Annotated in this window: 23 protein-coding genes; 14 read left to right on the plus strand and 9 right to left on the minus strand. The window is 66.2% G+C overall.

Annotation, left to right across the window (positions count from 1 at the left end):
* Positions 1-76: 76 nt before the first annotated feature.
* Complete coding sequence (gene serS, locus BLT03_RS06165; protein WP_092741398.1) at positions 77-1,387, minus strand: serine--tRNA ligase; 1,311 nt, start codon at positions 1,385-1,387, stop codon at positions 77-79.
* A gap of 90 nt (positions 1,388-1,477) precedes the next feature.
* Here serS and BLT03_RS06170 point away from each other — a divergent pair, with 90 nt between their 5' ends.
* Positions 1,478-1,906, plus strand: coding sequence for a VOC family protein (locus BLT03_RS06170; protein WP_245711261.1), 429 nt, complete (start codon positions 1,478-1,480; stop codon positions 1,904-1,906).
* A 28-nt stretch (positions 1,907-1,934) separates the two neighbouring features.
* Here BLT03_RS06170 and BLT03_RS06175 read toward each other — a convergent pair whose 3' ends face one another.
* Positions 1,935-2,879 carry a threonine/serine dehydratase gene (locus BLT03_RS06175; RefSeq protein ID WP_092741400.1) on the minus strand — a complete coding sequence of 315 codons (945 nt, stop codon included), beginning with the start codon at positions 2,877-2,879 and terminating at the stop codon, positions 1,935-1,937.
* A gap of 289 nt (positions 2,880-3,168) precedes the next feature.
* Between BLT03_RS06175 and BLT03_RS06180 the strand changes: the two genes are divergently transcribed.
* Positions 3,169-3,843: a CBS domain-containing protein gene (locus BLT03_RS06180; protein ID WP_092741977.1), complete on the plus strand. Its 675-nt coding sequence runs from the start codon at positions 3,169-3,171 to the stop codon at positions 3,841-3,843.
* A 118-nt stretch (positions 3,844-3,961) separates the two neighbouring features.
* Here the strand turns inward: BLT03_RS06180 and BLT03_RS06185 are convergent, their stop codons facing one another.
* From BLT03_RS06185 to BLT03_RS06195, 3 genes are all read right to left on the minus strand, one after another.
* Positions 3,962-5,284 carry a hemolysin family protein gene (locus BLT03_RS06185; protein ID WP_092741402.1) on the minus strand — a complete coding sequence of 441 codons (1,323 nt, stop codon included), beginning with the start codon at positions 5,282-5,284 and terminating at the stop codon, positions 3,962-3,964.
* Between the two features lie 248 nt (positions 5,285-5,532).
* Positions 5,533-6,528: a 4-hydroxy-3-methylbut-2-enyl diphosphate reductase gene (gene ispH, locus BLT03_RS06190; RefSeq protein WP_092741404.1), complete on the minus strand. Its 996-nt coding sequence runs from the start codon at positions 6,526-6,528 to the stop codon at positions 5,533-5,535.
* 4 nt (positions 6,529-6,532) lie between these two features.
* On the minus strand, positions 6,533-7,009 hold the full coding sequence (locus tag BLT03_RS06195) for an FKBP-type peptidyl-prolyl cis-trans isomerase (protein ID WP_092741406.1): 477 nt from the start codon (positions 7,007-7,009) through the stop codon (positions 6,533-6,535).
* 93 nt (positions 7,010-7,102) lie between these two features.
* Here BLT03_RS06195 and radC point away from each other — a divergent pair, with 93 nt between their 5' ends.
* The 7 genes from radC to BLT03_RS06230 all read left to right on the plus strand — a co-directional run bounded on the left by radC (position 7,103) and on the right by BLT03_RS06230 (position 12,042).
* Entirely contained in the window at positions 7,103-7,816 is a 714-nt protein-coding gene (gene radC, locus BLT03_RS06200) for a RadC family protein (protein WP_092741979.1), read from the plus strand.
* A gap of 167 nt (positions 7,817-7,983) precedes the next feature.
* The gene (locus BLT03_RS06205) at positions 7,984-8,922 is read left to right on the plus strand and encodes a hypothetical protein (protein WP_092741408.1); all 939 of its coding nucleotides are present in this window, start codon (positions 7,984-7,986) and stop codon (positions 8,920-8,922) included.
* An 18-nt stretch (positions 8,923-8,940) separates the two neighbouring features.
* Positions 8,941-9,438, plus strand: a complete 498-nt coding sequence (locus BLT03_RS06210; RefSeq protein ID WP_092741981.1) for a hypothetical protein — start codon at positions 8,941-8,943, stop codon at positions 9,436-9,438.
* A gap of 130 nt (positions 9,439-9,568) precedes the next feature.
* Positions 9,569-10,066, plus strand: a complete 498-nt coding sequence (locus BLT03_RS06215) for a DUF1240 domain-containing protein (protein ID WP_092741983.1) — start codon at positions 9,569-9,571, stop codon at positions 10,064-10,066.
* 247 nt (positions 10,067-10,313) lie between these two features.
* The gene (locus BLT03_RS06220; protein ID WP_092741410.1) at positions 10,314-10,802 is read left to right on the plus strand and encodes a DUF1240 domain-containing protein; all 489 of its coding nucleotides are present in this window, start codon (positions 10,314-10,316) and stop codon (positions 10,800-10,802) included.
* A gap of 67 nt (positions 10,803-10,869) precedes the next feature.
* Positions 10,870-11,382 carry a hypothetical protein gene (locus BLT03_RS06225; RefSeq protein ID WP_092741412.1) on the plus strand — a complete coding sequence of 171 codons (513 nt, stop codon included), beginning with the start codon at positions 10,870-10,872 and terminating at the stop codon, positions 11,380-11,382.
* Positions 11,383-11,466: 84 nt separating this feature from the next.
* Positions 11,467-12,042, plus strand: coding sequence for a hypothetical protein (locus BLT03_RS06230; protein ID WP_139160335.1), 576 nt, complete (start codon positions 11,467-11,469; stop codon positions 12,040-12,042).
* Between the two features lie 30 nt (positions 12,043-12,072).
* Here BLT03_RS06230 and BLT03_RS06235 read toward each other — a convergent pair whose 3' ends face one another.
* Positions 12,073-12,471 carry a YkvA family protein gene (locus BLT03_RS06235; RefSeq protein WP_092741416.1) on the minus strand — a complete coding sequence of 133 codons (399 nt, stop codon included), beginning with the start codon at positions 12,469-12,471 and terminating at the stop codon, positions 12,073-12,075.
* A 39-nt stretch (positions 12,472-12,510) separates the two neighbouring features.
* Between BLT03_RS06235 and BLT03_RS06240 the strand changes: the two genes are divergently transcribed.
* From BLT03_RS06240 to BLT03_RS06255, 4 genes are all read left to right on the plus strand, one after another.
* Positions 12,511-13,764, plus strand: coding sequence for an esterase-like activity of phytase family protein (locus BLT03_RS06240; protein WP_092741418.1), 1,254 nt, complete (start codon positions 12,511-12,513; stop codon positions 13,762-13,764).
* Positions 13,761-14,621, plus strand: coding sequence for an AraC family transcriptional regulator (locus tag BLT03_RS06245; protein WP_217640145.1), 861 nt, complete (start codon positions 13,761-13,763; stop codon positions 14,619-14,621). The genes BLT03_RS06240 and BLT03_RS06245 overlap by 4 nt, the downstream gene beginning before the upstream one ends.
* Before the next feature lie 49 nt (positions 14,622-14,670).
* Entirely contained in the window at positions 14,671-15,087 is a 417-nt protein-coding gene (locus tag BLT03_RS06250; protein ID WP_092741420.1) for a cupin domain-containing protein, read from the plus strand.
* A 94-nt stretch (positions 15,088-15,181) separates the two neighbouring features.
* On the plus strand, positions 15,182-15,835 hold the full coding sequence (locus BLT03_RS06255; protein WP_092741422.1) for a Smr/MutS family protein: 654 nt from the start codon (positions 15,182-15,184) through the stop codon (positions 15,833-15,835).
* Positions 15,836-15,847: 12 nt separating this feature from the next.
* Here the strand turns inward: BLT03_RS06255 and BLT03_RS06260 are convergent, their stop codons facing one another.
* Genes BLT03_RS06260 through BLT03_RS06270 form a run of 3 tightly spaced genes read right to left on the minus strand, consistent with a single transcriptional unit; the run spans position 15,848 to position 18,859 of the window.
* Entirely contained in the window at positions 15,848-17,428 is a 1,581-nt protein-coding gene (locus BLT03_RS06260; protein WP_245711262.1) for a sensor histidine kinase, read from the minus strand.
* Positions 17,429-17,447: 19 nt separating this feature from the next.
* On the minus strand, positions 17,448-18,122 hold the full coding sequence (locus BLT03_RS06265) for a response regulator transcription factor (protein WP_092741426.1): 675 nt from the start codon (positions 18,120-18,122) through the stop codon (positions 17,448-17,450).
* Entirely contained in the window at positions 18,122-18,859 is a 738-nt protein-coding gene (locus BLT03_RS06270; RefSeq protein ID WP_092741428.1) for a PepSY domain-containing protein, read from the minus strand. Before BLT03_RS06270 ends, BLT03_RS06265 begins: the two co-directional genes overlap by 1 nt.
* Before the next feature lie 136 nt (positions 18,860-18,995).
* On the opposite strand from BLT03_RS06270, the gene BLT03_RS06275 reads away from it, so the two are divergent.
* A complete protein-coding gene (locus BLT03_RS06275) occupies positions 18,996-19,643 on the plus strand; it encodes a PepSY domain-containing protein (protein ID WP_092741430.1) in 648 nt (215 codons plus the stop codon).
* The last annotated feature ends 60 nt before the right edge of the window (positions 19,644-19,703 follow it).

The following is a 19,703-nucleotide window of genomic DNA, read 5'->3' on the forward strand; positions in this document are numbered from 1 at the left end:
GCGCCGGCGGATGACACAGGGGCGCAGGCAACACGGAGTCGGGTTGCTGCGCTCGCATTTTGACGAAGCTTGGGGTTCAGGGCGCGAGCACGGCCATTCCGCCCAGATACGGGCGAAGCGCTTCGGGCACTTCGACGCTGCCGTCGGCCTGCTGATAGTTTTCCAGCACCGCGACCAGGGTGCGGCCCACCGCAAGACCCGAGCCGTTGAGCGTGTGCAGCAATTCGTTCTTGCCTTGCGCGTTCTTGAAGCGGGCTTGCAGGCGGCGCGACTGAAAAGCTTCGCAGTTGCTGATCGAGCTGATCTCGCGATAGGTGTTCTGCGCAGGCAGCCACACTTCCAGGTCATAGGTCTTGGCGGCGCTGAAGCCCATGTCGCCGGTGCACAGGCTCATCACCCGGTAAGGCAAGCCGAGCTTTTGCAGCACGGCCTCGGCATGGGCTGTCATGGCTTCGAGGGCTTCGTAGCTTTTCTCGGGATGGACGATCTGCACCATCTCGACCTTGTCGAACTGGTGCTGGCGGATCATGCCGCGGGTGTCGCGGCCGTAGCTGCCGGCTTCGGAGCGAAAACATGGCGTGTGCGCCGTCAGCTTGATGGGCAAGTCGGCCTCGGGCACGACCACGTCGCGCACGAAATTGGTCAGTGGCACTTCGCTGGTGGGAATGAGGTACAGGGCCGCATGGTCGGGCATGGGCTCGCCGTCCTGCCCGCCCTTCTTGGCGGCGAAAAGATCGCCCTCGAACTTCGGCAATTGCCCGGTGCCGCGCAGCGAATCGGCATTGACGGCGTAGGGCACGTAGCACTCGGTATAGCCGTGCTCTTCGGTCTGGATGTCGATCATGAACTGGGCCAGCGCGCGGTGCAGGCGGGCGATCGAGCCCTTCATGACGGTGAAGCGCGAGCCCGAGAGCTTCACACCCATGTCGAAATCCAGGCCCAGCGGCGTGCCGACATCCACATGGTCCTTGGCGGCGAAGTCGAACGCGCGGGGCGTGCCCCAGCGGCGCACTTCCACGTTGCCGGCTTCGTCCGCGCCCACGGGAACGCTTTCGTGCGGCAGGTTGGGCACAGCCAGCAGCAGGGCGTGCAATTCGCCCTGGAGCTGCTCCAGCCGGGCGGCCGAGGTTTCGAGTTCGGACTTGAGCGAGCCCACTTCAGCCATCACCGCATCGGCGTTTTCGCCCTTGGCCTTGAGCTGGCCGATCTGCTTGGACAGCGTGTTGCGGCGGGCCTGCAGTTCTTCGGTGCGCGTCTGCAGGGTCTTGCGCTCGGACTCCAGGGACTGAAAGGCCTCGACGTCCAGGAAAGCCTGGGGCTTTTTGCGGGTCTCCAGCCGGGCGATGGCGGAGTCGAGATCTTTGCGAAGGAGGAGGATGTCTAGCATAGGCGGCGATTTTAGTAGGGCGTCTTACCGGGTTGGCGCGCCGCCCTTTCCGTTTTAGGATGGGCTGCACTGCCTTAAGGGAGGGTCCCCATGCACATCGAACCGTATCTATTCTTCGACGGCAACTGCGAACAGGCTCTGGACTTCTATGCCCAGTGCCTGGAAGGGCACCTCACGGCGGTGCATCGCTACGAAGGGTCGCCGCTGGAAAAGCAGCTGCCCGCGCAGTGGCGCAACAAGATCATGCACGCCACGCTGGAGGTGCCGGGCGGCCACCGGTTCATGGCCAGCGACCGCATGCCGGGGCAGCCCTTCGCGGGGCACGCGGGATTCTCGATGTCGGTCAACTGCCCTGGCGGCGCGGAGCGCGGCGAGCGCATCTTCCATAGCCTGGCCGCTGGCGGCCACATCGGCATGCCGTTCACCGTGACCTTCTGGGGCGCGCATTTCGGCACGCTGGTGGACAAGTTCGGCGTGGGCTGGATGGTCAACTGCGACGGCGCGCCGCCACCGGCCTGAGACAACGCCGCAGTTCACTCCCTGGCGATCAGGCCAGCGTGGCGGGATCGAAGTTGGCGCCGCACAAGATCAGGCCGACCGTCTCGTCAGCGCGCGGCCGATACGCGCCGCTTTGCAGCGCGGCCAGGCCCAGCGCCGCGGCCGGCTCGACCGCCAGCTTCAGCTCGCGCCACAGCCATTGCTGGGCCTGGCGGATGGATTCGTCAGACAGCAGCAGCGTTGAATGCACGTGGCGCTGCGACACCTCCCACGCGATGGCGCCGATGCGCCGCGCCCCCAGCGAATCGGCTGCGACGCCGCCCACCTCCACATCCACCGGCATGCCGGCCGCGCGTGCGCTGTGCAGCGTGGGCGCGCGTTCGGGCTCCAGCGCCACCACGTTGGCACGGCTGTCGCACCAGGCTGCCACACCGGCGATGAGCCCGCCGCCGCCCACGCTGACCAGAACGCTGTCGGGCAGCCGGTCGCCGGCCTGCTCCTGCATCTCCAGCGCCAGCGTGCCGGCACCGGCCACCACCTCGGGCTGGTCGTACGCATGGTTGAGCAGCGCACCGGTTTGCTGCTGGCGCGCCAGGCACGCCTGCAGCGCTTCGGAATAGGCAGCGCCGGTCACGACCACTTCGGCGCCCAGGGCGCGCAACCGCGCACGCTTGGCCTCGGGCGAGATTTCAGGAACGAACACTTCGCAGCGCACGCCCAGGGCACGCGCTGCAGCCGCGGTGGCGATGCCCGCATTGCCGCCCGAAGCGATGATCACGCCGCTCTCGGGCACGGGGTTGGCCAGCAGCCGGTACAGCATGCCCCGGGCCTTGAAACTGCCGCCCACCTGCAGGTGCTCCAGCTTGAGCCACACCTCAGCGCAATCCACGCCCAGCGCGCTGCCGCTCAACCGCCACAGCGGCGTGGTGCGAAGAAAGCCGGCCTGCGCGGCCAGGCGCTGGCGGGCAGTGGAGACAGCGGAGCGATCGATCATGGGAAATGTCCTCTTGGCAAAAACGATGGGGCCTGCACTCGACATGGCGTGGCGCAGGGCGTTCGGCGTGCAGCCTGCTGCGCGTCCGGGCGGCATGAATGCCCGCGCGCAAAACCGTCGAGTGTAGGCAGCCACGGGCGGGTCTGGCCGCAGGAACGCAGTCTGACTGCGCCTGGTGCCCCTGCTTGCCCCTGCTTTCCACCCACTGCCATCTGCCGATACCATGGACCGCCGATTGCGGCGTGCGCGGCTGAGTGCACGCGGTGCACCGGCCTTGCAGGAGATGGCGATGTTTTTTGTGTTCGGCCCTTCGGGGCAGATGTACCGCGGCGGGCCGGAGCAACTGGCACAGGTCTCGCCCGTGCGGCGCGTGCAGCGGCCCCAGGCCCTGCGCACTCGTGCCGCAGACCCCGAGGCGACGCCCTTTCCACCGATTGCGGCGCCCGCGCCCGATCCAGCCCCGGTGAACCTGCGCGCGCAGGAGGCCGTAAGCGCCTATGTGCAGACCGAGCAAGGCCCGCAGGTCCAGCGCCAGCCGCTGTCGCGCGTGCAGGACGTGATGACCGTGGGCGCCCTCACCGTGCCGCCGGACATTCGCGTGAACGATGCGTGGCAGACGCTGGCGGAGCACCACATCGCGCAAGCGCCGGTGGTCAACGCGCAAGGCCAGGTGGTGGGGCTCTTGCTGCGCGCCGACATGGCCCCGCTAGAACTGCTGCCCGAGCCCGGCAGCGTCAAAGATGCGATCGAGTTGGCGCGCCGCCCGGTGTCCGAGGTCATGGTGAGCCCCGTGCCCACCGTGGCCGCCGACACCGAACTGCGCCGCGTGGCCAGCGTGCTGCTGGACACCGGCCTGCCCGGTCTGCCGGTGACCGACGAAGCCGGCACGATGACGGGCTTCATCTCGCGCACCGACATCCTGCGCGCCGTGGCGGCCGACCCGCCGCTGGACCTGTGGAGTTGAGGGCCAGCCACCCGAAGCGAAAGCCTGGCCGTCCATGAAAAAACCCGCAGGGCAAAGCGCCGTGCGGGTTTGAAGCTCAAGCTTTACGGGGCCTGCAGCGCGGGCTCCGGGCCTTTCGTCATTCGGCCGAGATGGTTTCCGGCTCTGCAATCTCCACCGATGGCAGCGGGCTCGCCAGCACCTTGTCGATGGTCTTGCCGTCCATGTCCACCACCTCGAACTGCCAGCCTTCCCACTGCACGCGATCGGTCACGCGCGGGAGCTTGCCGGTCAGCAGCATGACCATGCCGCTCAGCGTGTGATAGCGGCCGCGGTCCTCTTCAGGCACGGCGTCCAGGTCCAGGCGGTCTTTGAGCTCGGGCACGGGAATGTGGCCGTCCAGCAGCCAGCTGCCGTCTTCGCGCTGCACGGCCCACGAGGTTTCGGGGTCGCGGGCGTGGAATTCGCCGGTGATGGCTTCGATCAGATCCTGCAGCGTGACGATGCCTTGCACCTCGCCGTATTCGTCGATCACGAACGCCATGTGCAGATCGGACTGGCGGAAGTTGTCGAGCAGCTCCATGCCGGTGATGGTCTCCGGCACGTACAGCGCCGTCTGCAGCGGCTGCGTGGCCAGGTCGCGGGCCTGTTCGCGCAGCGAGCGCGAGAGCCACTGGCGGGCGTTCAGCACCCCGAGCACGTTCTCCATGCCGCCGCGCACGACGGGAAAGCGCGCGTGATCGGACTCTTCGATGCGCTTCAGGTTTTCTTCGAACGAATCTTCGACGTCCAGCACCGCGACGTCGGCGCGCGGCACCATGAGCGAGCCGATCTGCCGGTCGTCCAGGCGGAACACGTTGCGCACCATCTGGTGCTCGTGCGACTCGATCACGCCGGCGCTCGTGCCTTCGGCCAGTACCGCGTGGATTTCGGCCTCGGTCACCGCGCTGGCGTTGTTCTCCTTCACGCCCAAAAGGCGCAGCAGGGCCTGCGTGGACATGGAAAGCAGCTTCACGAACGGCTTGGTGGCGATGGCCAGCCAGTTGATCGGGCGGGCCACCAGGCGGGCGATGACTTCCGGATGGCTCTGGCCCAGGCGCTTGGGCACCAGTTCGCCCACGACGATGGAGAAGTAGGTGATGAGCATCACCACCAGGCCGGTGGCGAGGTAGCTGGCGTATTTGGGTTCCAGCCCGAAGGTGCGGAGCCATTCGCCCAACGGCTGGGCCAGCGCGGCCTCGCCGACGATACCGTTCAGCACGCCGATCGACGTGATGCCGATCTGGATGGTGGAGAGGAACCGGGTGGGGTCTTCGCCCAGCTTGACGGCAGCGACTGCGCCGCTATCGCCCTCATCGATCAGCTTCTGGAGCCGGGTCTTGCGCGCTGTGACCAGCGCCAGTTCCGACATGGCAAACAAGCCATTGAGCAGGATGAGGGCGAACAGTATTGCTATTTCCATAGACGGGGAGCAGCGGGGCCCCCTCAGAGTGAATCAGCCGCAAATTGTAAGAAGTCACACAGGGCGTGGGGTCATAAAGGCCGCCAGCGTAGGGGCTTTGGGCGCCGAGCGTGGTATCGGCGCCCTGTCGCGCGCGGGACAGGGCGCCAGAGCCGGCGGGAAACGTTGGGCATCAAAAAGCCCTCCAGCGCATGATTCCCTAAGGAGTATTGCTACTAAAACAATAGCAAATCCCCTTCTGGCGAGACTCAGTGCCCGGCCGGGCCGGTCTCTGGCGTGCGCTCCGTGATCTCAAGCCCCGTGGCCGCGTCGATCCGCAGGCCCTTCGGCAGGGGAAACTTCACCGTCTCCTCGATGCCGTCCATCTTGCGCACCGACACGGCGCCCAGCGCCTTGATGCGGTCGATCACCTGCCGCACCAGGATTTCGGGCGCCGACGCGCCAGCGGTCAGGCCCACGCGGGAGACGCCCTCGAACCAGTCCGGGCGCAGCTCTTCGGCGCTGTCCACCATGTAGGCCGACGTTCCCAGCCGCGCCGCCAATTCGCGCAGGCGGTTGCTGTTGGAACTGGTGGGGCTGCCCACCACGATGACCAGATCGACCTGCGGGCTCAGCACCTTCACCGCGTCCTGCCGGTTCTGCGTGGCGTAGCAGATGTCCTGCTGCTTGGGCTCGCGCACGCTCGGAAACCGCGCACGCACCGCCGCGCTGATCTCGGCCGCGTCGTCCACCGACAGCGTGGTCTGCGTCACCACGGCCAGCTTGGCCGTCTGCCCCGGCTGCACGCGGGCCACGTCCTTGACGTCTTCCACCAAGTGAATGCCATGGTCCAGCTGGCCCATGGTGCCTTCCACTTCGGGATGGCCCTTGTGGCCGATCATGATGAATTCGTAGCCCTCCCGGGCGAGCTTGGCGACCTCCACGTGCACCTTGGTCACCAGCGGGCAGGTGGCATCGAACACGCTGAAGCCGCGCTCGGCCGCCTCGGCCTGCACCGCCTTGCTCACGCCGTGGGCCGAAAACACCAGCGTGGAGCCGGGCGGCACGTCGGCGAGGTCTTCGATGAAGATCGCGCCCTTGGACTTGAGGTCGTTCACCACATAGGTGTTGTGCACGATCTCGTGGCGCACGTAGATGGGCGCGCCGAACTTCTGCAGCGCCCGCTCCACGATCTCGATCGCACGGTCCACGCCCGCGCAAAAGCCGCGGGGCTCGGCCAGAATGATTTCCTGGGGCTTTTGCATGGCGTCAGAGCACCCCGATGAGCTGCACCTCGAAGGTGACCGGCTGCCCCGCCAGCGGGTGGTTGAAGTCGAAGCGCACCGCCCCGTCCTCGCGCACCGCCATCACCACGCCGGCGTAGCTGCCCAGCCCGTCCGGGGTGGGGAACTGCACCACGTCGCCCACCGAATAGCGCTCGTCCGGGTCGCCCAGCTCGGCCAGCAGCTTGCGCGCCACCCATTGCTGCATGTCCGGATTGCGGTCGCCGAACGCCTCGCCCGCAGGCAGGGTGAACGTGGTGCGAGTGCCTTCGGCCAGGCCGATCAGGCGCTGCTCCATGGCGGGCGACAACTCGCCAGCGCCCAGCGACAACGTGGCCGGCTTGTCGCCGAAAGTGTTGATCACATCGCCCGCCGGGCCGGCCAGCCGGTAGTGCAGGGTCAGAAAGGAACCCGCCTGCACGGTGGGGGCCGCGGAGGGGGATGTGGGGGCGAGAGTGGTCATGAGAGTCCCGATAAACTGGCCGCCATTGTAGAAACCTGCCCATCCCCTGCCCCGCGCGCGGCCATGCCGCCGCCCACCCAACCTGGCACCACCATGCTCATGAAAACGATGCCCGCCGACGCGCGGCCCCGCGAACGGTTGCTGCAACGCGGCCCTGCCGCCCTGTCGGATGCGGAACTGCTGGCGATCCTGCTGCGCACCGGGATGGCGGGCAAAGGGGTGATGGAGATGGCCGGAGAACTGCTTGCACCGGCCACCATCGATGCCGCTACGGGACGACCTGCAGGCGGTTTCGGAGGCCTCGGCGGCCTTCTTCACGCCGGCGTGGATGACCTGAAACGCATCAAGGGCCTGGGACCGGCAAAACGCACCCTTCTCGTGGCCGTGCTGGAAATGGCTCGCCGTGTATTGAATGAACAGTTGCTGGAACGCGAAACGTTCAGTTCCCCGACGGAAGTGAAGCACTACCTGCAACTGCATTTGGCGGCCAAAGACCACGAGGTGTTTGCAGTGATGTTTCTCGACTGCCACCACCGAATGATCGCGCTGGATGAAATGTTCCGCGGCACGCTCTCGCAAGCCAGCGTGTACCCGCGTGAAGTCGTGACCCGCGCACTGCACCACCGCGCCGCCGCCGTGGTGCTGGCCCACAACCACCCCAGCGGCAGCGTGCAGCCCAGCAAGTCCGACGAGGCACTCACCCACACCCTGAAGAACGCGCTGGCCCTGGTGGACGTGCGCGTGCTGGACCACGTGATCGTCGCGCCCGGCGCCGCGCTGTCGATGGCGGAAGCCGGGCTGGTGTAGCGCGGCAGTAGCCGGCGCTCGTTACTACCGGTGCAAGCCCTGAGCACTGGCGCGTGCCTGTGGCTTTTAACAATCGGTTAATAAATAAATGGCTTGATAGTTAAATTCGAGCCCATCCGCGTTTAGCATTCGTCCCCAACAAAAACACAATCTCGAGGGGGGATTGAATGAGCGCTGAATTGGCGGCCACGTTCTTCAACGTCGGCTATGGACAGACCCTGGCCCAGTCCATGGACAAGAACCAGGTGGACGTGCTGGTACTGACCCAGGGGCAGTACATGAGCATCCTGCAGGACAAGGCACGGAACAACGCGGCGCTGGAATTCAGCCTGCGCAAGATGCTGGCCCAGTCCACGTTCGGGCAGTACTGGCAGAAGACCTTCAGTCCGAATGCGAGTGAGCCGTGGGTGGGACCTGTAGCGCAGGGGGCCAACGACCTGTTGGCCATCGGCAAGACGCTGAACGCCATCGGCATGGCGGGTATCAGCACCTACATCAAAACCACGGCAACGGGCACGTACATCATCATCAAAGGGTACTCGGCCAAGCGCAGCAGTGCCCTGCAGGGCACGCGCTACTTGGCGACCCATCCCAAGATGCTGCAACTGGGACTCGGAATGAAGAGCCTGCAAGGCATTGCCAAGGGCGGCTTCATGCTGGGCGTGGTGGTGTCCACAGGGATCGAGTTAATGGACTTCATGTTCAACGACGAGAAGACCATGTATGACCTAGTGGGCGGTATTGGAGTAGAGGCGGTAAAGGGCGGCCTGGCTGGGCTGGTCGCCTACGGTCTTGCTGCAGCGGTGGGAACATTTGTCACAACGGTCGCTGTTTTTCCCCTCTTCACCATGGCAGTGGTGGCCGTTGCCGGTGGCATCGTACTGAATATGGCGGACAGCGAATACAAGATCAAAAGCAACGTCATTGCCAGCCTCAAGATGCTTCCGACACAAACGGCCCAAGGCGTTTATTACATCGATACCAAAGTCCAGTCATGGCAAGACGATCTGACTACTGCTATCGAACAGAAGAAATCAGAAATAGGCCAGACAGTTACCCATGGCATGAAGAACTGGCTTTGCCGGATCGGCTGCCTGCGCTACTAAGCAAAAAAACGATTGATCATGTTTGAAGTCAAAAAGGTTAGGAAAGCTTTGATATGGGGCCTCCCGCTCTTTATCGGGGTCGGCGCGAGTTGCTTGTGGGCGGTATCGCACGGCATCATTCCAACGCTAGAGGCCATCGTTTCACGCGCTCCAGCAGTGCGTATTGCGGTTGCTTCACAGGTCACGCCGTTTGTCGCTGTCTTCAGCCTGCTGGGGGCGTTGATCGGCAGCATGCGCGCCATTCCCATCAGTGACAGAGCTATCCATCCGTTCGAGTGCGCTTTCAAGGTCACCGTGCTTTTGGGCATGGCCGCGATGGTGTTGATTCCCGTCACCGCTGTAGTCCAGCGCTTCTACATGCCCAGCATCGGTTACTCGATATGTTCGGAACTAGAAGGTCACCCGACCATGTGGTTCACGGACTGGGTCCGCGATCCCACTTGGTGCGTCAAAGGCAAGAGCCTGGAGTGGGTGAACGAGCAGGCAGGCGCGACCGTTCCCCCAGGCACGCCATAGGTGCGACTGCTACCACACCAGTTCACTTGCTATTCATTTAATAGCTACATGCCGTCGAACTGACTGCGCTGGCAACTGATTTTTCCTGCTTCATTGCTTGAGGTTCTTGCCGCGCCTAAAAATCGAAAATATGTTTGACGTAAAAAAAGTTCGAAGGACACTCATCTGGGGCATTCCACTCAGCTTGGGCATCGCAGCCACTTGTGTTTGGCTCGTTTTTGCAGCCGTTGTGCCAATGGTTGAGGGCATTGCTTCTAACGCCATGGCCGTGAGAATCGCTCCTGCCGCGCAGCTGGCCCTTTTCGTCGCGATCTTTTGCTTGCTCAGCATCGTGGTGGGGGGAATGCGGGCCGTGCCCTGTCGCGAAGCCCTTATCAAAAGATTTGAGCGCGTCTTCAATATCGCAGCCTTTGCTGGCATCGCCGCGATCATGCTGATCCCCGTGATATCCATTGCCCAGCGGTTTTACATGCCCAGCATCGGTTATGCGATGTGTTCGGAACTGCAGGGCAACCCCACCATGTGGTTCACAGACTGGGTCCGCGATCCCACTTGGTGCGTCAGAGGCAAGAGCCTGGAGTGGGTGAACGAGCAGGCGCGTGAGGCCTTTCTTCGCACTGCGCCATAGAGACGACTGCGACAACGTCACAACATTTGCTATAAAAAAATAGCAGCATGCGTTTGCACCGACTGCGGTACCGACTGATTTTGCTATGTCTACCTGCATCGAATTGACGGACTCATTCCGTGTTTAACGACGTGAAGACCATGACCTGGCGGGGGAAAAAGTCGGCCGTGTTATCCACCATGGAGGAAGGACTGGCTCTGTCACATCACCTGCGTTCGGCATTGAGGCTGGCCAAAACATCGAACCAATGCAAGACATCCATCACATCCGCAAAACCATGCTGTGGGGCGCTCCGCTTTACTTAGCCATCACCGCCGGCTGCCTTTTTGTAGTGGTTCATGAACTGATTCCAACATTGAAGGCGATCGCTTCGAGAGCACCTGCGGTGCGAATCGCGCCCGCCGCACAGTTGGCTCCTTTCATCGCCACGTTCTGTCTTATCGGTGTCTTGCTGGGAATGATGCGTTCGGTGCCTGCAAGTGAACGACTGATTCAAAAGTTCGAGCGCGCATTCAACATCGCGGTGTGGATCGGAATGATTGCGTTGCTTTTGATTCCAGTGACTTCCGTGACGCAACGCTTTTATATGCCCAGTGTTGGTTATTCGATGTGTTCGGAGTTGCAAGGCAACCCCACCATGTGGTTCACAGATTGGGTCCGCGATCCCACTTGGTGCGTCAGAGGCAAGAGCCTGGAATGGGTGAACGAGCAGGCCCGCAATGCAGAAAAAAACTGAAGGGATGGCAGGAACATCGAAAGCAGTCTCTGGGGCGAGCGCATACCGATCTGCCAGAAATACTGAGATGAAAGCAAGCGCCGATGATGCAGCCCACATCAGGAAGACCTTGCTGTTTGCGATTCCCGCAACCGTGCTCATGTCGGGCCTGTGTGGCTACTTCACTTTCTGGGCAATCCCCGACTTGGTGAATGCGCTGCGCGAGTCCGCGCCCGTGGTTCGTATCTGGCCTGTCCTCATGCTTGCACCGGCCATGCTGCCCCTCGCACTTCTTACCCTGATTCTTCTGCCCATGAAGGGCATGCAAGTGGGCAAGCGCATCGTGGCGAGGTCCACAAGATGGATCAACGTGCTGGTCGTGCTGAATGGCGTTTCGTTGCTGCTGATGGCCTCCACCTCGACGCTGCTGCAAAGCCATTTCTTACCTCCGATGGGCTATGAGAAATGCGCCGATTTGCAGGGACAGCCCTCGCTCTGGTTCACGGACTGGGTGCGCGATCCTGCTTGGTGTGTGAAAGGCAAGAGCCTGGAGTGGGTGAACGAGCAAGCGCGTACAGCCGCTGCTCACGGCACTCCATAGAAGCGATCGCTGCACTAACCCGGTCTTTTTGCTATTAATTAAATAGCGCCATCCCATCATGCCTATTGCGCTGGAGAACGATTTATGTCCGAACCACGACCAAGCCGAAAGCGTAAGCGCAGCGTTCGCGCCACCGAGTTGACGGTGTTCGATGTCAAAAAAGTCCGCCGGGGCATGCTCTGGGGCGTCCCTTATTTCATGGCACTGATTGCAGGGTGCTACTGGATGACGACGGAACTTTTGATCTCGACCGTCGTGGACATCGCATACCGCGCACCAGCGGTGCAAATCACACCAGGTGCCCTGATCGCACCGTTCCTGGCCACGATGCTGATATTGGGCATCGTCGTGGGATGCATGCGAACCATCCCTTTGCGCGAACGCATCGTGAAACCCTTCGAATACGCCATGTTGCTGGCTTCGCTCCTGGGCGTCGCCGTCATGTGTCTGATTCCTGTCGCCGCGGTGACCCTGCATTTCTTCATGCCCAGCCGGGGCTACTACCCCTGCAACTTCCTGCAGGGCAGCCCCAACAAGTGGTCCAACGACTGGGTGCGCGACCCGGTCTGGTGCGTCAAGGGCAAAACCGTGGAGTGGGTGAACGAGCAGGCGCGTTCGGCGACCATGCCCAACGCAACCAGCGCTCCGATGCGCCCGTGAACCTGCCTGCCGGTGCCAGGATGCGACCCGTCAGTTGCGCGGCCACGACCTCCACACGTGCCACGCTGCTGCGCAAGCCAGCAGCCATAGCAGCACCACCAGCGCGGCACCCGCCTTGCTGGTCGGTTTTGCATTCTGGGACGCCATCCACCCGTCTGCCTGGCTGCGGCACTCCGCCAACACCTCTGCCGGCAAAAGCTTGATGGTCAACCAGATGAGGCCGGGCAACAGCAGCACATCATCGACATAGCCAAGCACTGGAATGAAGTCTGGAATGAGGTCGATGGGGCTGAGCGCATACGCCACGACGAAGAGCCCGAGGGCCTTGGCATACCAAGGAGTGCGCGGGTGCTTGCCCGCGAACCAGAGCGTGACGCCATCGCGCTTGATGCGCCTGGCCCAGGTCTTCAAACGGTGGCTGACTCCCATGGCCCGAGCATGCCACGGGCGGCGCCTACACTGCGCGCCATGCCAGACGCCTGCCCGCCATCGCCCTGCAAAAGCCACCGCCCCTGGCGGTGGTGCGGGGCCAGTCTTGCCGCATCGGTTGTGGTGCTGACGGCGTGCTCGGGGGTCGCGCCGCCAGGCCCGCAGCTTTCGTCCACCGGCCTCGCCACGCCACCCGCCCTTCGCCTGATCGGCACCGCCGCCATCGCCGCCGGCACCGAGGTGCTGGGCACGACGTTCGGCGGTATCTCGGGCATCGACTACGACCCGGCGCAGGGCCGCTGGCTGCTCATCAGCGACGACCGATCGGCCCTGCAGCCGGCCCGCGTGTACACCGCCACCCTGCGCTACACCGCCACGCACCTGGAGACACCCACGATCACCGGCACCGCGCCGCTGCGCCAGGCCAGCGGCGCGCCCTACCCTTCGCCACGGCAAGCGAAGCCCGGCGTGGATGTGCCCGACGCCGAAGCGGTGCGCTGGCTGCCGGGCGGGCAGACCTTTCTCTGGACCAGCGAAGGCGACTTCGCGCGCGGCTTCGGCCCGCAGTGGCGCGAAAGCCAGGCCGATGGCGCCTGGGTGCGCGAACTGCCCCTGCCGGCTGCGTTCGGGCAGGTGCCCGGCTTGCGGCGCGGCCCGCGCGCCAATGCCACGCTGGAGGGGCTGGCGCTGTCGCCGGATGGCGGCACGGCCTGGCTGGCCATGGAAACCGCATGGATTCAGGATGGCCCGCGTCCCACGCCGACAGCGCCGGGCGGGCCGGTGCGCATCACGGCGATGGATGTGGCCAGCGGCCGGCCCCTGCGGCAGATCGCCTATGTGCCGGGCGCGGTGCCGCGCGCGCGGCGCATCCCATGGGGCCCGCAACTCAACGGCGTGAGCGAGGTGCTCGCCGACGGGCCGCACCATCTGCTGGTGCTGGAGCGTGGCTACAGCGCGGGCGCCGGCTTTTCCGCGCGGCTATACCGCATCGACACGCGCGCAGGCAGCGACACGCTGGCGCTGGACGCGCTCCAGACCGAAGGCGCACGCACCCACACCACCGTGCCCAAAACCCTGGTGGCCGATCTGGACCATTTGGGCGCGGGCGCGCTGGACAACCTGGAGGGCATGGCCTGGGGCCCGCCGCTGGCCGGGGGCGGGCGGGTGATCGTGTTCGTGAGCGACGACAACTTCAATCCCGCGCAGGCCACGCAGTTCATCGCGGCGGAATACCGTGACACTGCCGCGGTGCCGTCGGCTCCGTCGGCACCGCCCGAGCGAGCCGCGCCATGACCACCGACAGACTGCCCACGCGCCGGGACTGGGTCGTGCAGGCCGGCGACGGCGAGCACATGCCCTGCATCGAAGCGTATTTCCAGGGCCACGGGTATGCGCCGCACCGGCACGATACGTATGCCATCGGCCGCACGCTGGCAGGCGTGCAGAGCTTTCGCTACCAGCGCGCGGGGCGCCACAGCCTGCCGGGGCAGAGCATCGTGCTGCACCCGGACGAGCTGCACGACGGCCACGCCGGCACGGGCGAAGGCTTTCGCTACCGCATGGTGTACCTGCCGCCCACGCTGCTGCAGCCCATGCTGGGCGGGCGGCCGCTGCCGTTCATAGCCGGCGGCATCAGCGACGACCCGCGGCTGGCGGCGCCCATCCAGGCGCTGCTGCAGCGCATGGACGGCCCGCTCGATCCGCTGCAGGAGCAGGATGCGCTGTTCGACCTGGCACAGGGCCTGTGCGCGGCAGCCGGCCTGCCAGGCGGCCGGCGGGTGTGCGACCTGCCCGCCGCCGAGCGCGCGCGCCAGTTCCTGCACGATCACCTGCACGCCGCTCAGCCAGTGACGCTGGCCGATCTGGAGCGCGCCAGCGGCCAGGACCGCTGGCGCCTGTCGCGCGACTTTCGGGCGCTGTACGGCACCAGCCCCTACCGCTACCTGACGCTGCGGCGACTGGATCTGGCGCGCACGCTCATGCGCCAGGGCCTGGGCGCGGCGCAGGCGGCCGATGCAGCGGGCTTTTTCGACCAGAGCCACATGACGCGGCGGTTCACCCAGGCCTTCGGGGTGCCGCCGGCGCGCTGGGTGCGCATGCAGACCGGCCCTGCGGCAGCGTGCACGATCGTGCAAGACGCGGCGGCTTGATCGGCCTAACCTGGGCGCTTTCCCACGGTTCAGAAAAGAAAGCCCCTGCATGCCATCCACCGCTACCCCCACCACCCTTGCCCCCACGCCATCGGCCCGCATTGGCCATGCGCCCATCAACTTCGCGCACAAGTTCTCGCAGATCGATGCGCTGTGGCAGCCCCGTGTGGTCGCCGAGATGAATGACTACCAGTTCAAGCTGGCCCGCATCGAGGGCGAGTTCATCTGGCACCGCCATGCGGACACCGACGAGGCGTTCATCGTGGTGCAGGGGCGGCTGCGCATCGAGCTGCGCGACGGCGACGTGGAACTGAATGCCGGCGAAATGTTCGTGGTGCCCCGCGACACCGAGCACCGGCCTTGCGCGTTGGGCGAGGTCTGGCTGATGCTGGTGGAGCCGCGCGGCGTGGTGAACACGGGCGACAGCGGGGGCGAGCGCACGGCACCGAACGATCGGTGGCTGTAGCAGCGCCGGCGCCAGGCGCAGCATGGCCCGCGGCGCCCCCGGGGCTCTGCCGGGTGCGCGGCGGGTGCTTGGGCACTTGGGGTACAACCGGCGCATGAAAGTGAAGTCCTTCCAGGATCTCCAGCCGATGCGCCAGGCCCTGGCAGAGGCGGCCGAGCGCGAGGCGCGGCTGCTGCGCGAGCGGCAGGAGGCCGCGCGCCGTGCGCGGGCCGAGCTGATGCTGTTCGAGAACGCCGTCGGCCCTGTGCAGAGCCTGCGCGGCCAGCACGACCGTCGCTGGCACCTGCCCCAGCCGCCCGAGCCGCTGCCCGTGCAGCGCGAGCTGGACGAAGAGCGCGTGCTGATGGAATCCATCAGCGACGAGTTCGACGTGACGACGCTGCTGGATGTGGACGACCAGATGAGCTACCGGCGCAGCGGCATCGGCCCCGAGGTGACGCGCCGGCTGCGCGCGGGCCACTGGAGCATTCAGCGCCAGCTCGACCTGCACGGCCTGCGCACCGACGAGGCGCGCGAGGCGCTGGGCGAGTTCATCCGACTGGCGCACCGCACCGGCCTGCGCTGCGTGCGCGTGGTGCATGGCAAGGGGCTAGGGTCGCCCGGCAAGACACCGGTGCTCAAAGGACGCGTGCAAAGCTGGCTGGTGCAAAAGAAAGAGGTGCTGGCCTTCGTGCAGGCCCGGCCCGCCGAAGGCGGCGCGGGTGCGCTGGTGGTGCTGCTGCAGCCGGTGCAGCGGCGGGCGCACTGAGCCGCTTTTGGTTCAGGCACTCCGGTGGCGCTGCCCCGGCGCCATTCCCGACGTCGTTCCCGACGTCGTTCCCGGCACCAGTCCCCGCATCTCCACCCGCACCGCCAGGCCCTTGAGGCCGTCGCTCTTGCCCAGGTGCAGGCCGCCCCGGTAGGCCTGAACGATCTGGCTCGCGATGGCCAGCCCCAGGCCGCTGCCCTGCACCGATTCATCGAACCGCAGGCCGCGCTGCCCGGCGGCCTGCAGTTGCTCGGCCGTCATGCCGGGGCCGTCGTCTTCGATGTCCAGGCGCAGGCTCGCGTGCTCGGCGCCCTCCTCCACCGCCATGCCCACCGCCAGGGTCAGCCGCACGTGCGATGCGGCCCATTTGCCGGCGTTGTCCAGCAGATTGCCCAGCACCTCTTCCAGGTCGGCGCGCTCGCCGCGCCACCGCAGCGGGCCCGGGGCGTGGTCCTGCAGGGTCCAGTCCAGCGTTTGTGCGGCATGCAGGCGCCGCATCATGTGCAGGACCTGCGACGCGCATTCCCGCACGTCCACCGCCTGGCCCGTGGCGCCGGGATGGGCGTGCAGCGCGTCGCTCAAGGTGCGGCCCTGGTAGCGATCGACCAGCTGGGCCATCGCATCGACCTGCTGCTGCACTTCAGCGCTGGGCACGTGGGGCTGGGCGCTGGCCTGCGCGCTCAGCAGGGCCAGGGGTTTCTTGAGGGCGTGGTTCAGGTCCACGGCGTGGGCGCGGGCGCGGGCCACCACATGCGCGTTGTGTGCGAGCAGGCTGGCCAGTTCGTTCTGCAAGGGCTGCAGGTCGCGCCCGGTGGGTGCGGCTAAATGTTCGGCCAGGTGCTCCGCCACGTTGGGGCCCTGGCCCTGCGGGGCCCGCAGGGCGGCCAGCAGTGCCTCCAGCCGCCGCAGCGGCGCAAGGCCCACGCGCACCTGCAGCCACGCCAGGCCGCCGGCCAGCAGCATCAGCATCAGTCCGGCCAGCACCAGGGTGCGGTCGATCTGCCGCAGGCTGCCCTGCAACTGCGCGGCGGGCCCGTACACGGTGAGATTCACCGGCGCGGGCGGCTGGCCCAGGGTGATCGGCACGGTCAGCGCCAGCAGGGGCTCCTGCAGCGGCCCGGTGGCCAGGTGCAGCACTTCGGAGCCGCGCACGGGCTCCGGCTCGATGGGCAGGCGGTCCATGTCCCACAGCGACCGCGAGCGCAGCACTTCGCCGCCCGCGGCCGCACGCCAGTACCAGCCGGCGTAGATGGCGCTGAATTCGTCCGCCCCGCCGGAGGCTTCGCGCAGCTCGCCCACCGGGCCTTGCTGCAGCCGCGCGCCCACGCGCTGGGCCTTTTCGCGCAGCACCTGCTCGAAGCCGCCCAGCAGGCTCTGCTCCATCTGCCCGCGCAGCCACAGCCCTCCCGCAGCCACCAGCAGCAGCATGGGGACCAGCGCCAGCACCGCGATGCGCGTTGCCATGGGCCACTGGGCGAGCGCCAGCGCCCAGGCGGAAAAGCCCCGGGCCGGTGGCGCGGCCGGGGCCGGTGTGGGCGATGGAGCGTTGGCCGATGAAGCGCCGCCGCTCGGGCCGGGTTCGCCGGGCGTCATTGCGGGCCGGTGCGGCGCATCACTCCGCCACCTCGGGAAAAACCAGCCGAAAGCCCTGGCCGCGCTCGGTCACCAGTTGCGGCGCCCCGCCGAGCTTTCGTCGGATGCGGCCGATCAGCACATCCAGCGTGTTCGAGTCGGGGTCGAGATCGCGCGCGTACACGTGCTCGCTGATGTCGGTGCGCGTGAGCAGCTTGCCCGGGTGGTGCATGAAGTACGCGAGGATCTTGTGCTCCTGCGCGGTGAGCTGCAGGCCCTGCCCCTGCAGCGAGAAGCGGCCCTGCACCACGTCGTATTCCAGCGGCCCGGCCCGCAGCACGGCGGCGGCCGAGCCGGCGGTGCGGCGCAGCATGGCGCGAAGGCGCAGCACCACCTCGTCCATCAGGAACGGCTTGGTCAGGTAGTCGTCGGCGCCTGCATTGAAGCCCGCGACCTTGTCGCTCCAGCGGTTGCGGGCGGTGAGCACCAGCACGGGCCAGCCGCGGCCCGCCTCGCGCCAGTCCCGCAGCACGCTCAGGCCGTCTTTCAGCGGCAGCCCCAGGTCCAGCACGGCGGCGCTGTAGGCCTCGGCACTGCCGGCGAAGGAGGCGGCCTCGCCGTCATGCTCGACGTCCACGGCGAACCCTGCGGCTTCCAGCGCCGTGCGCAGTTGCGCGGCCAGCGCTGCATCGTCTTCCACGACCAGGATGCGCATCAGTCGTCCGCCTTTCGCCGGATCACTTCGAGGGTGACGGCATCCACTTCCAGTTCCAGCTTGAAGCCGTTGGGCTGCTGCAGCTCCACGCTGTAGTAGGCGCGGCGCCGGTGGTCGGTTTCCAGTTCCACTTCCAGCACCAGCCCCGAAAAGCGCGGCTGCAGCGATTCGAGCACCGCGTCCATGGACTTGGTCGCCGCCGGCGCGGCAGCGGCCTGCGGCGGGTGAAGCACCTCGCCGGTGTTCACATCCACCAACAACTTCAACTCGCCAGCGGGCCGGTCCGACAGCTTGACCTCGTACACGGCCTTGCCTTGCGCGTCGCGCTCGAACTCGGCATTCACCACGCGCGAGCCGTAGCGCTGCTCCAGCTGCCGGATGTACTTCGCCATCTGCGCCAGCGTGACGGGCTGCGTGGGGCCGTCGCGCTCTTGCGCCACCACGGAGCCGGTCGCCGCGTCCACCAGCACTTCGCGCTTGTTGCCCCGCGCATCGATGACGGTGATCTCGTAGCGCAGCTCGCCCTTTCGCCCGCGCTTGCTTTCGACATCGATGACGCGGCCCGCGTACTGGCGGCTGATGTCCGCAATGATGCTGTTCAGGGGTTTGAGCTGGCCGTTGAGCACGCCGCGCCGCGCGGCGTCCTGCTCGGCCGCTGGTGCCTGCACGCACGCCAGCGCCACCGCCAGGCAGGCGGCGGCCCGCAGCGGTGAGAGGCCCAGGGTCCGGTTTTTCATCGCGGGATTATTGCCGGCGCGGTTAAACGGCCCGTGAACGGGCGCTTCATGGAAGGTTTAGGAACGGTTGCGCACACTGCCCCCAGTTCTTGCAAATCACCGCAACCACCACCGCAACCCCGAAAGGAAAAGCACCATGAAAAAGACCGCCGTGACCCTGGCCATCGCCGCTGCTGCCGCCGTATCCGCCATCCCTTCCATGGCATGGGCGCTCACCGCCCAGGAAGCCGCCAACGTGATCACGCAGCACCAGTACGTGGCGCCGCAAGACCTGCAAAAGCAGTACGGCTACTGGAGCGCCGACGCGGTCGCCCTCGACGGCCTGCGCGTGGACGTGCTGGTCAATGACGCGGACGGCAGCCTCACCACCGTGCGCAAGAGCGACATCGGCGGCGCGCTGCCCAGCGTGGACCAGGTAGCGCAGGCGCTGCGCGCCAAGGGCTTCAACTTCGTGTACGACGTGGAACTGGACGACGGCTTCTGGGAAGCCAAGGCACGCCAGTCCGCCACCCAGGGCGACAAGGTGGAGTTCGTGCTGCACCCCGTCACGCTGGAAGTGCTGAGCCAGGTGGGCCGCAGCGGCGGCACCGTCAACAACCAGCCGGTGCTGAGCGCCGACCAGGTGATGCAGGCCCTGCAGCAGGCCGGCTACACCCGCGTGCACGGCCTTGAGTACGAAGACGGTTACTGGGAAGCCGAGGCCACCAACATGGCCAACCTGAACATGGAACTGCGCGTGGAGCCCACCACCGGCAAGGTGCTGAGCGAACGGCTGGACGACTGACGTTGCAGGCGGGCTGCAGCCTGAGCCCTTCGCAAAGCATCAGGCCCTGGCATGCATCGC

Origin of the sequence: Paracidovorax valerianellae (assembly GCF_900102625.1) — a bacterium.
Classification (GTDB): Bacteria; Pseudomonadota; Gammaproteobacteria; order Burkholderiales; family Burkholderiaceae_C; genus Paracidovorax; species Paracidovorax valerianellae.

Excerpts from the sequence above, each read along its gene's own strand:
- serS (WP_092741398.1), bottom strand. The coding sequence starts at position 1,387 with ATGCTAGACATCCTCCTCCTTCGCAAAGATCTCGACTCCGCCATCGCC.
- BLT03_RS06170 (WP_245711261.1), top strand. The coding sequence starts at position 1,478 with ATGCACATCGAACCGTATCTATTCTTCGACGGCAACTGCGAACAGGCT.
- BLT03_RS06175 (WP_092741400.1), bottom strand. The coding sequence starts at position 2,879 with ATGATCGATCGCTCCGCTGTCTCCACTGCCCGCCAGCGCCTGGCCGCG.
- BLT03_RS06180 (WP_092741977.1), top strand. The coding sequence starts at position 3,169 with ATGTTTTTTGTGTTCGGCCCTTCGGGGCAGATGTACCGCGGCGGGCCG.
- BLT03_RS06185 (WP_092741402.1), bottom strand. The coding sequence starts at position 5,284 with ATGGAAATAGCAATACTGTTCGCCCTCATCCTGCTCAATGGCTTGTTT.
- ispH (WP_092741404.1), bottom strand. The coding sequence starts at position 6,528 with ATGCAAAAGCCCCAGGAAATCATTCTGGCCGAGCCCCGCGGCTTTTGC.
- BLT03_RS06195 (WP_092741406.1), bottom strand. The coding sequence starts at position 7,009 with ATGACCACTCTCGCCCCCACATCCCCCTCCGCGGCCCCCACCGTGCAG.
- radC (WP_092741979.1), top strand. The coding sequence starts at position 7,103 with ATGCTCATGAAAACGATGCCCGCCGACGCGCGGCCCCGCGAACGGTTG.
- BLT03_RS06205 (WP_092741408.1), top strand. The coding sequence starts at position 7,984 with ATGAGCGCTGAATTGGCGGCCACGTTCTTCAACGTCGGCTATGGACAG.
- BLT03_RS06210 (WP_092741981.1), top strand. The coding sequence starts at position 8,941 with ATGTTTGAAGTCAAAAAGGTTAGGAAAGCTTTGATATGGGGCCTCCCG.
- BLT03_RS06215 (WP_092741983.1), top strand. The coding sequence starts at position 9,569 with ATGTTTGACGTAAAAAAAGTTCGAAGGACACTCATCTGGGGCATTCCA.
- BLT03_RS06220 (WP_092741410.1), top strand. The coding sequence starts at position 10,314 with ATGCAAGACATCCATCACATCCGCAAAACCATGCTGTGGGGCGCTCCG.
- BLT03_RS06225 (WP_092741412.1), top strand. The coding sequence starts at position 10,870 with ATGAAAGCAAGCGCCGATGATGCAGCCCACATCAGGAAGACCTTGCTG.
- BLT03_RS06230 (WP_139160335.1), top strand. The coding sequence starts at position 11,467 with ATGTCCGAACCACGACCAAGCCGAAAGCGTAAGCGCAGCGTTCGCGCC.
- BLT03_RS06235 (WP_092741416.1), bottom strand. The coding sequence starts at position 12,471 with ATGGGAGTCAGCCACCGTTTGAAGACCTGGGCCAGGCGCATCAAGCGC.
- BLT03_RS06240 (WP_092741418.1), top strand. The coding sequence starts at position 12,511 with ATGCCAGACGCCTGCCCGCCATCGCCCTGCAAAAGCCACCGCCCCTGG.
- BLT03_RS06245 (WP_217640145.1), top strand. The coding sequence starts at position 13,761 with ATGACCACCGACAGACTGCCCACGCGCCGGGACTGGGTCGTGCAGGCC.
- BLT03_RS06250 (WP_092741420.1), top strand. The coding sequence starts at position 14,671 with ATGCCATCCACCGCTACCCCCACCACCCTTGCCCCCACGCCATCGGCC.
- BLT03_RS06255 (WP_092741422.1), top strand. The coding sequence starts at position 15,182 with ATGAAAGTGAAGTCCTTCCAGGATCTCCAGCCGATGCGCCAGGCCCTG.
- BLT03_RS06260 (WP_245711262.1), bottom strand. The coding sequence starts at position 17,428 with ATGACGCCCGGCGAACCCGGCCCGAGCGGCGGCGCTTCATCGGCCAAC.
- BLT03_RS06265 (WP_092741426.1), bottom strand. The coding sequence starts at position 18,122 with ATGCGCATCCTGGTCGTGGAAGACGATGCAGCGCTGGCCGCGCAACTG.
- BLT03_RS06270 (WP_092741428.1), bottom strand. The coding sequence starts at position 18,859 with ATGAAAAACCGGACCCTGGGCCTCTCACCGCTGCGGGCCGCCGCCTGC.
- BLT03_RS06275 (WP_092741430.1), top strand. The coding sequence starts at position 18,996 with ATGAAAAAGACCGCCGTGACCCTGGCCATCGCCGCTGCTGCCGCCGTA.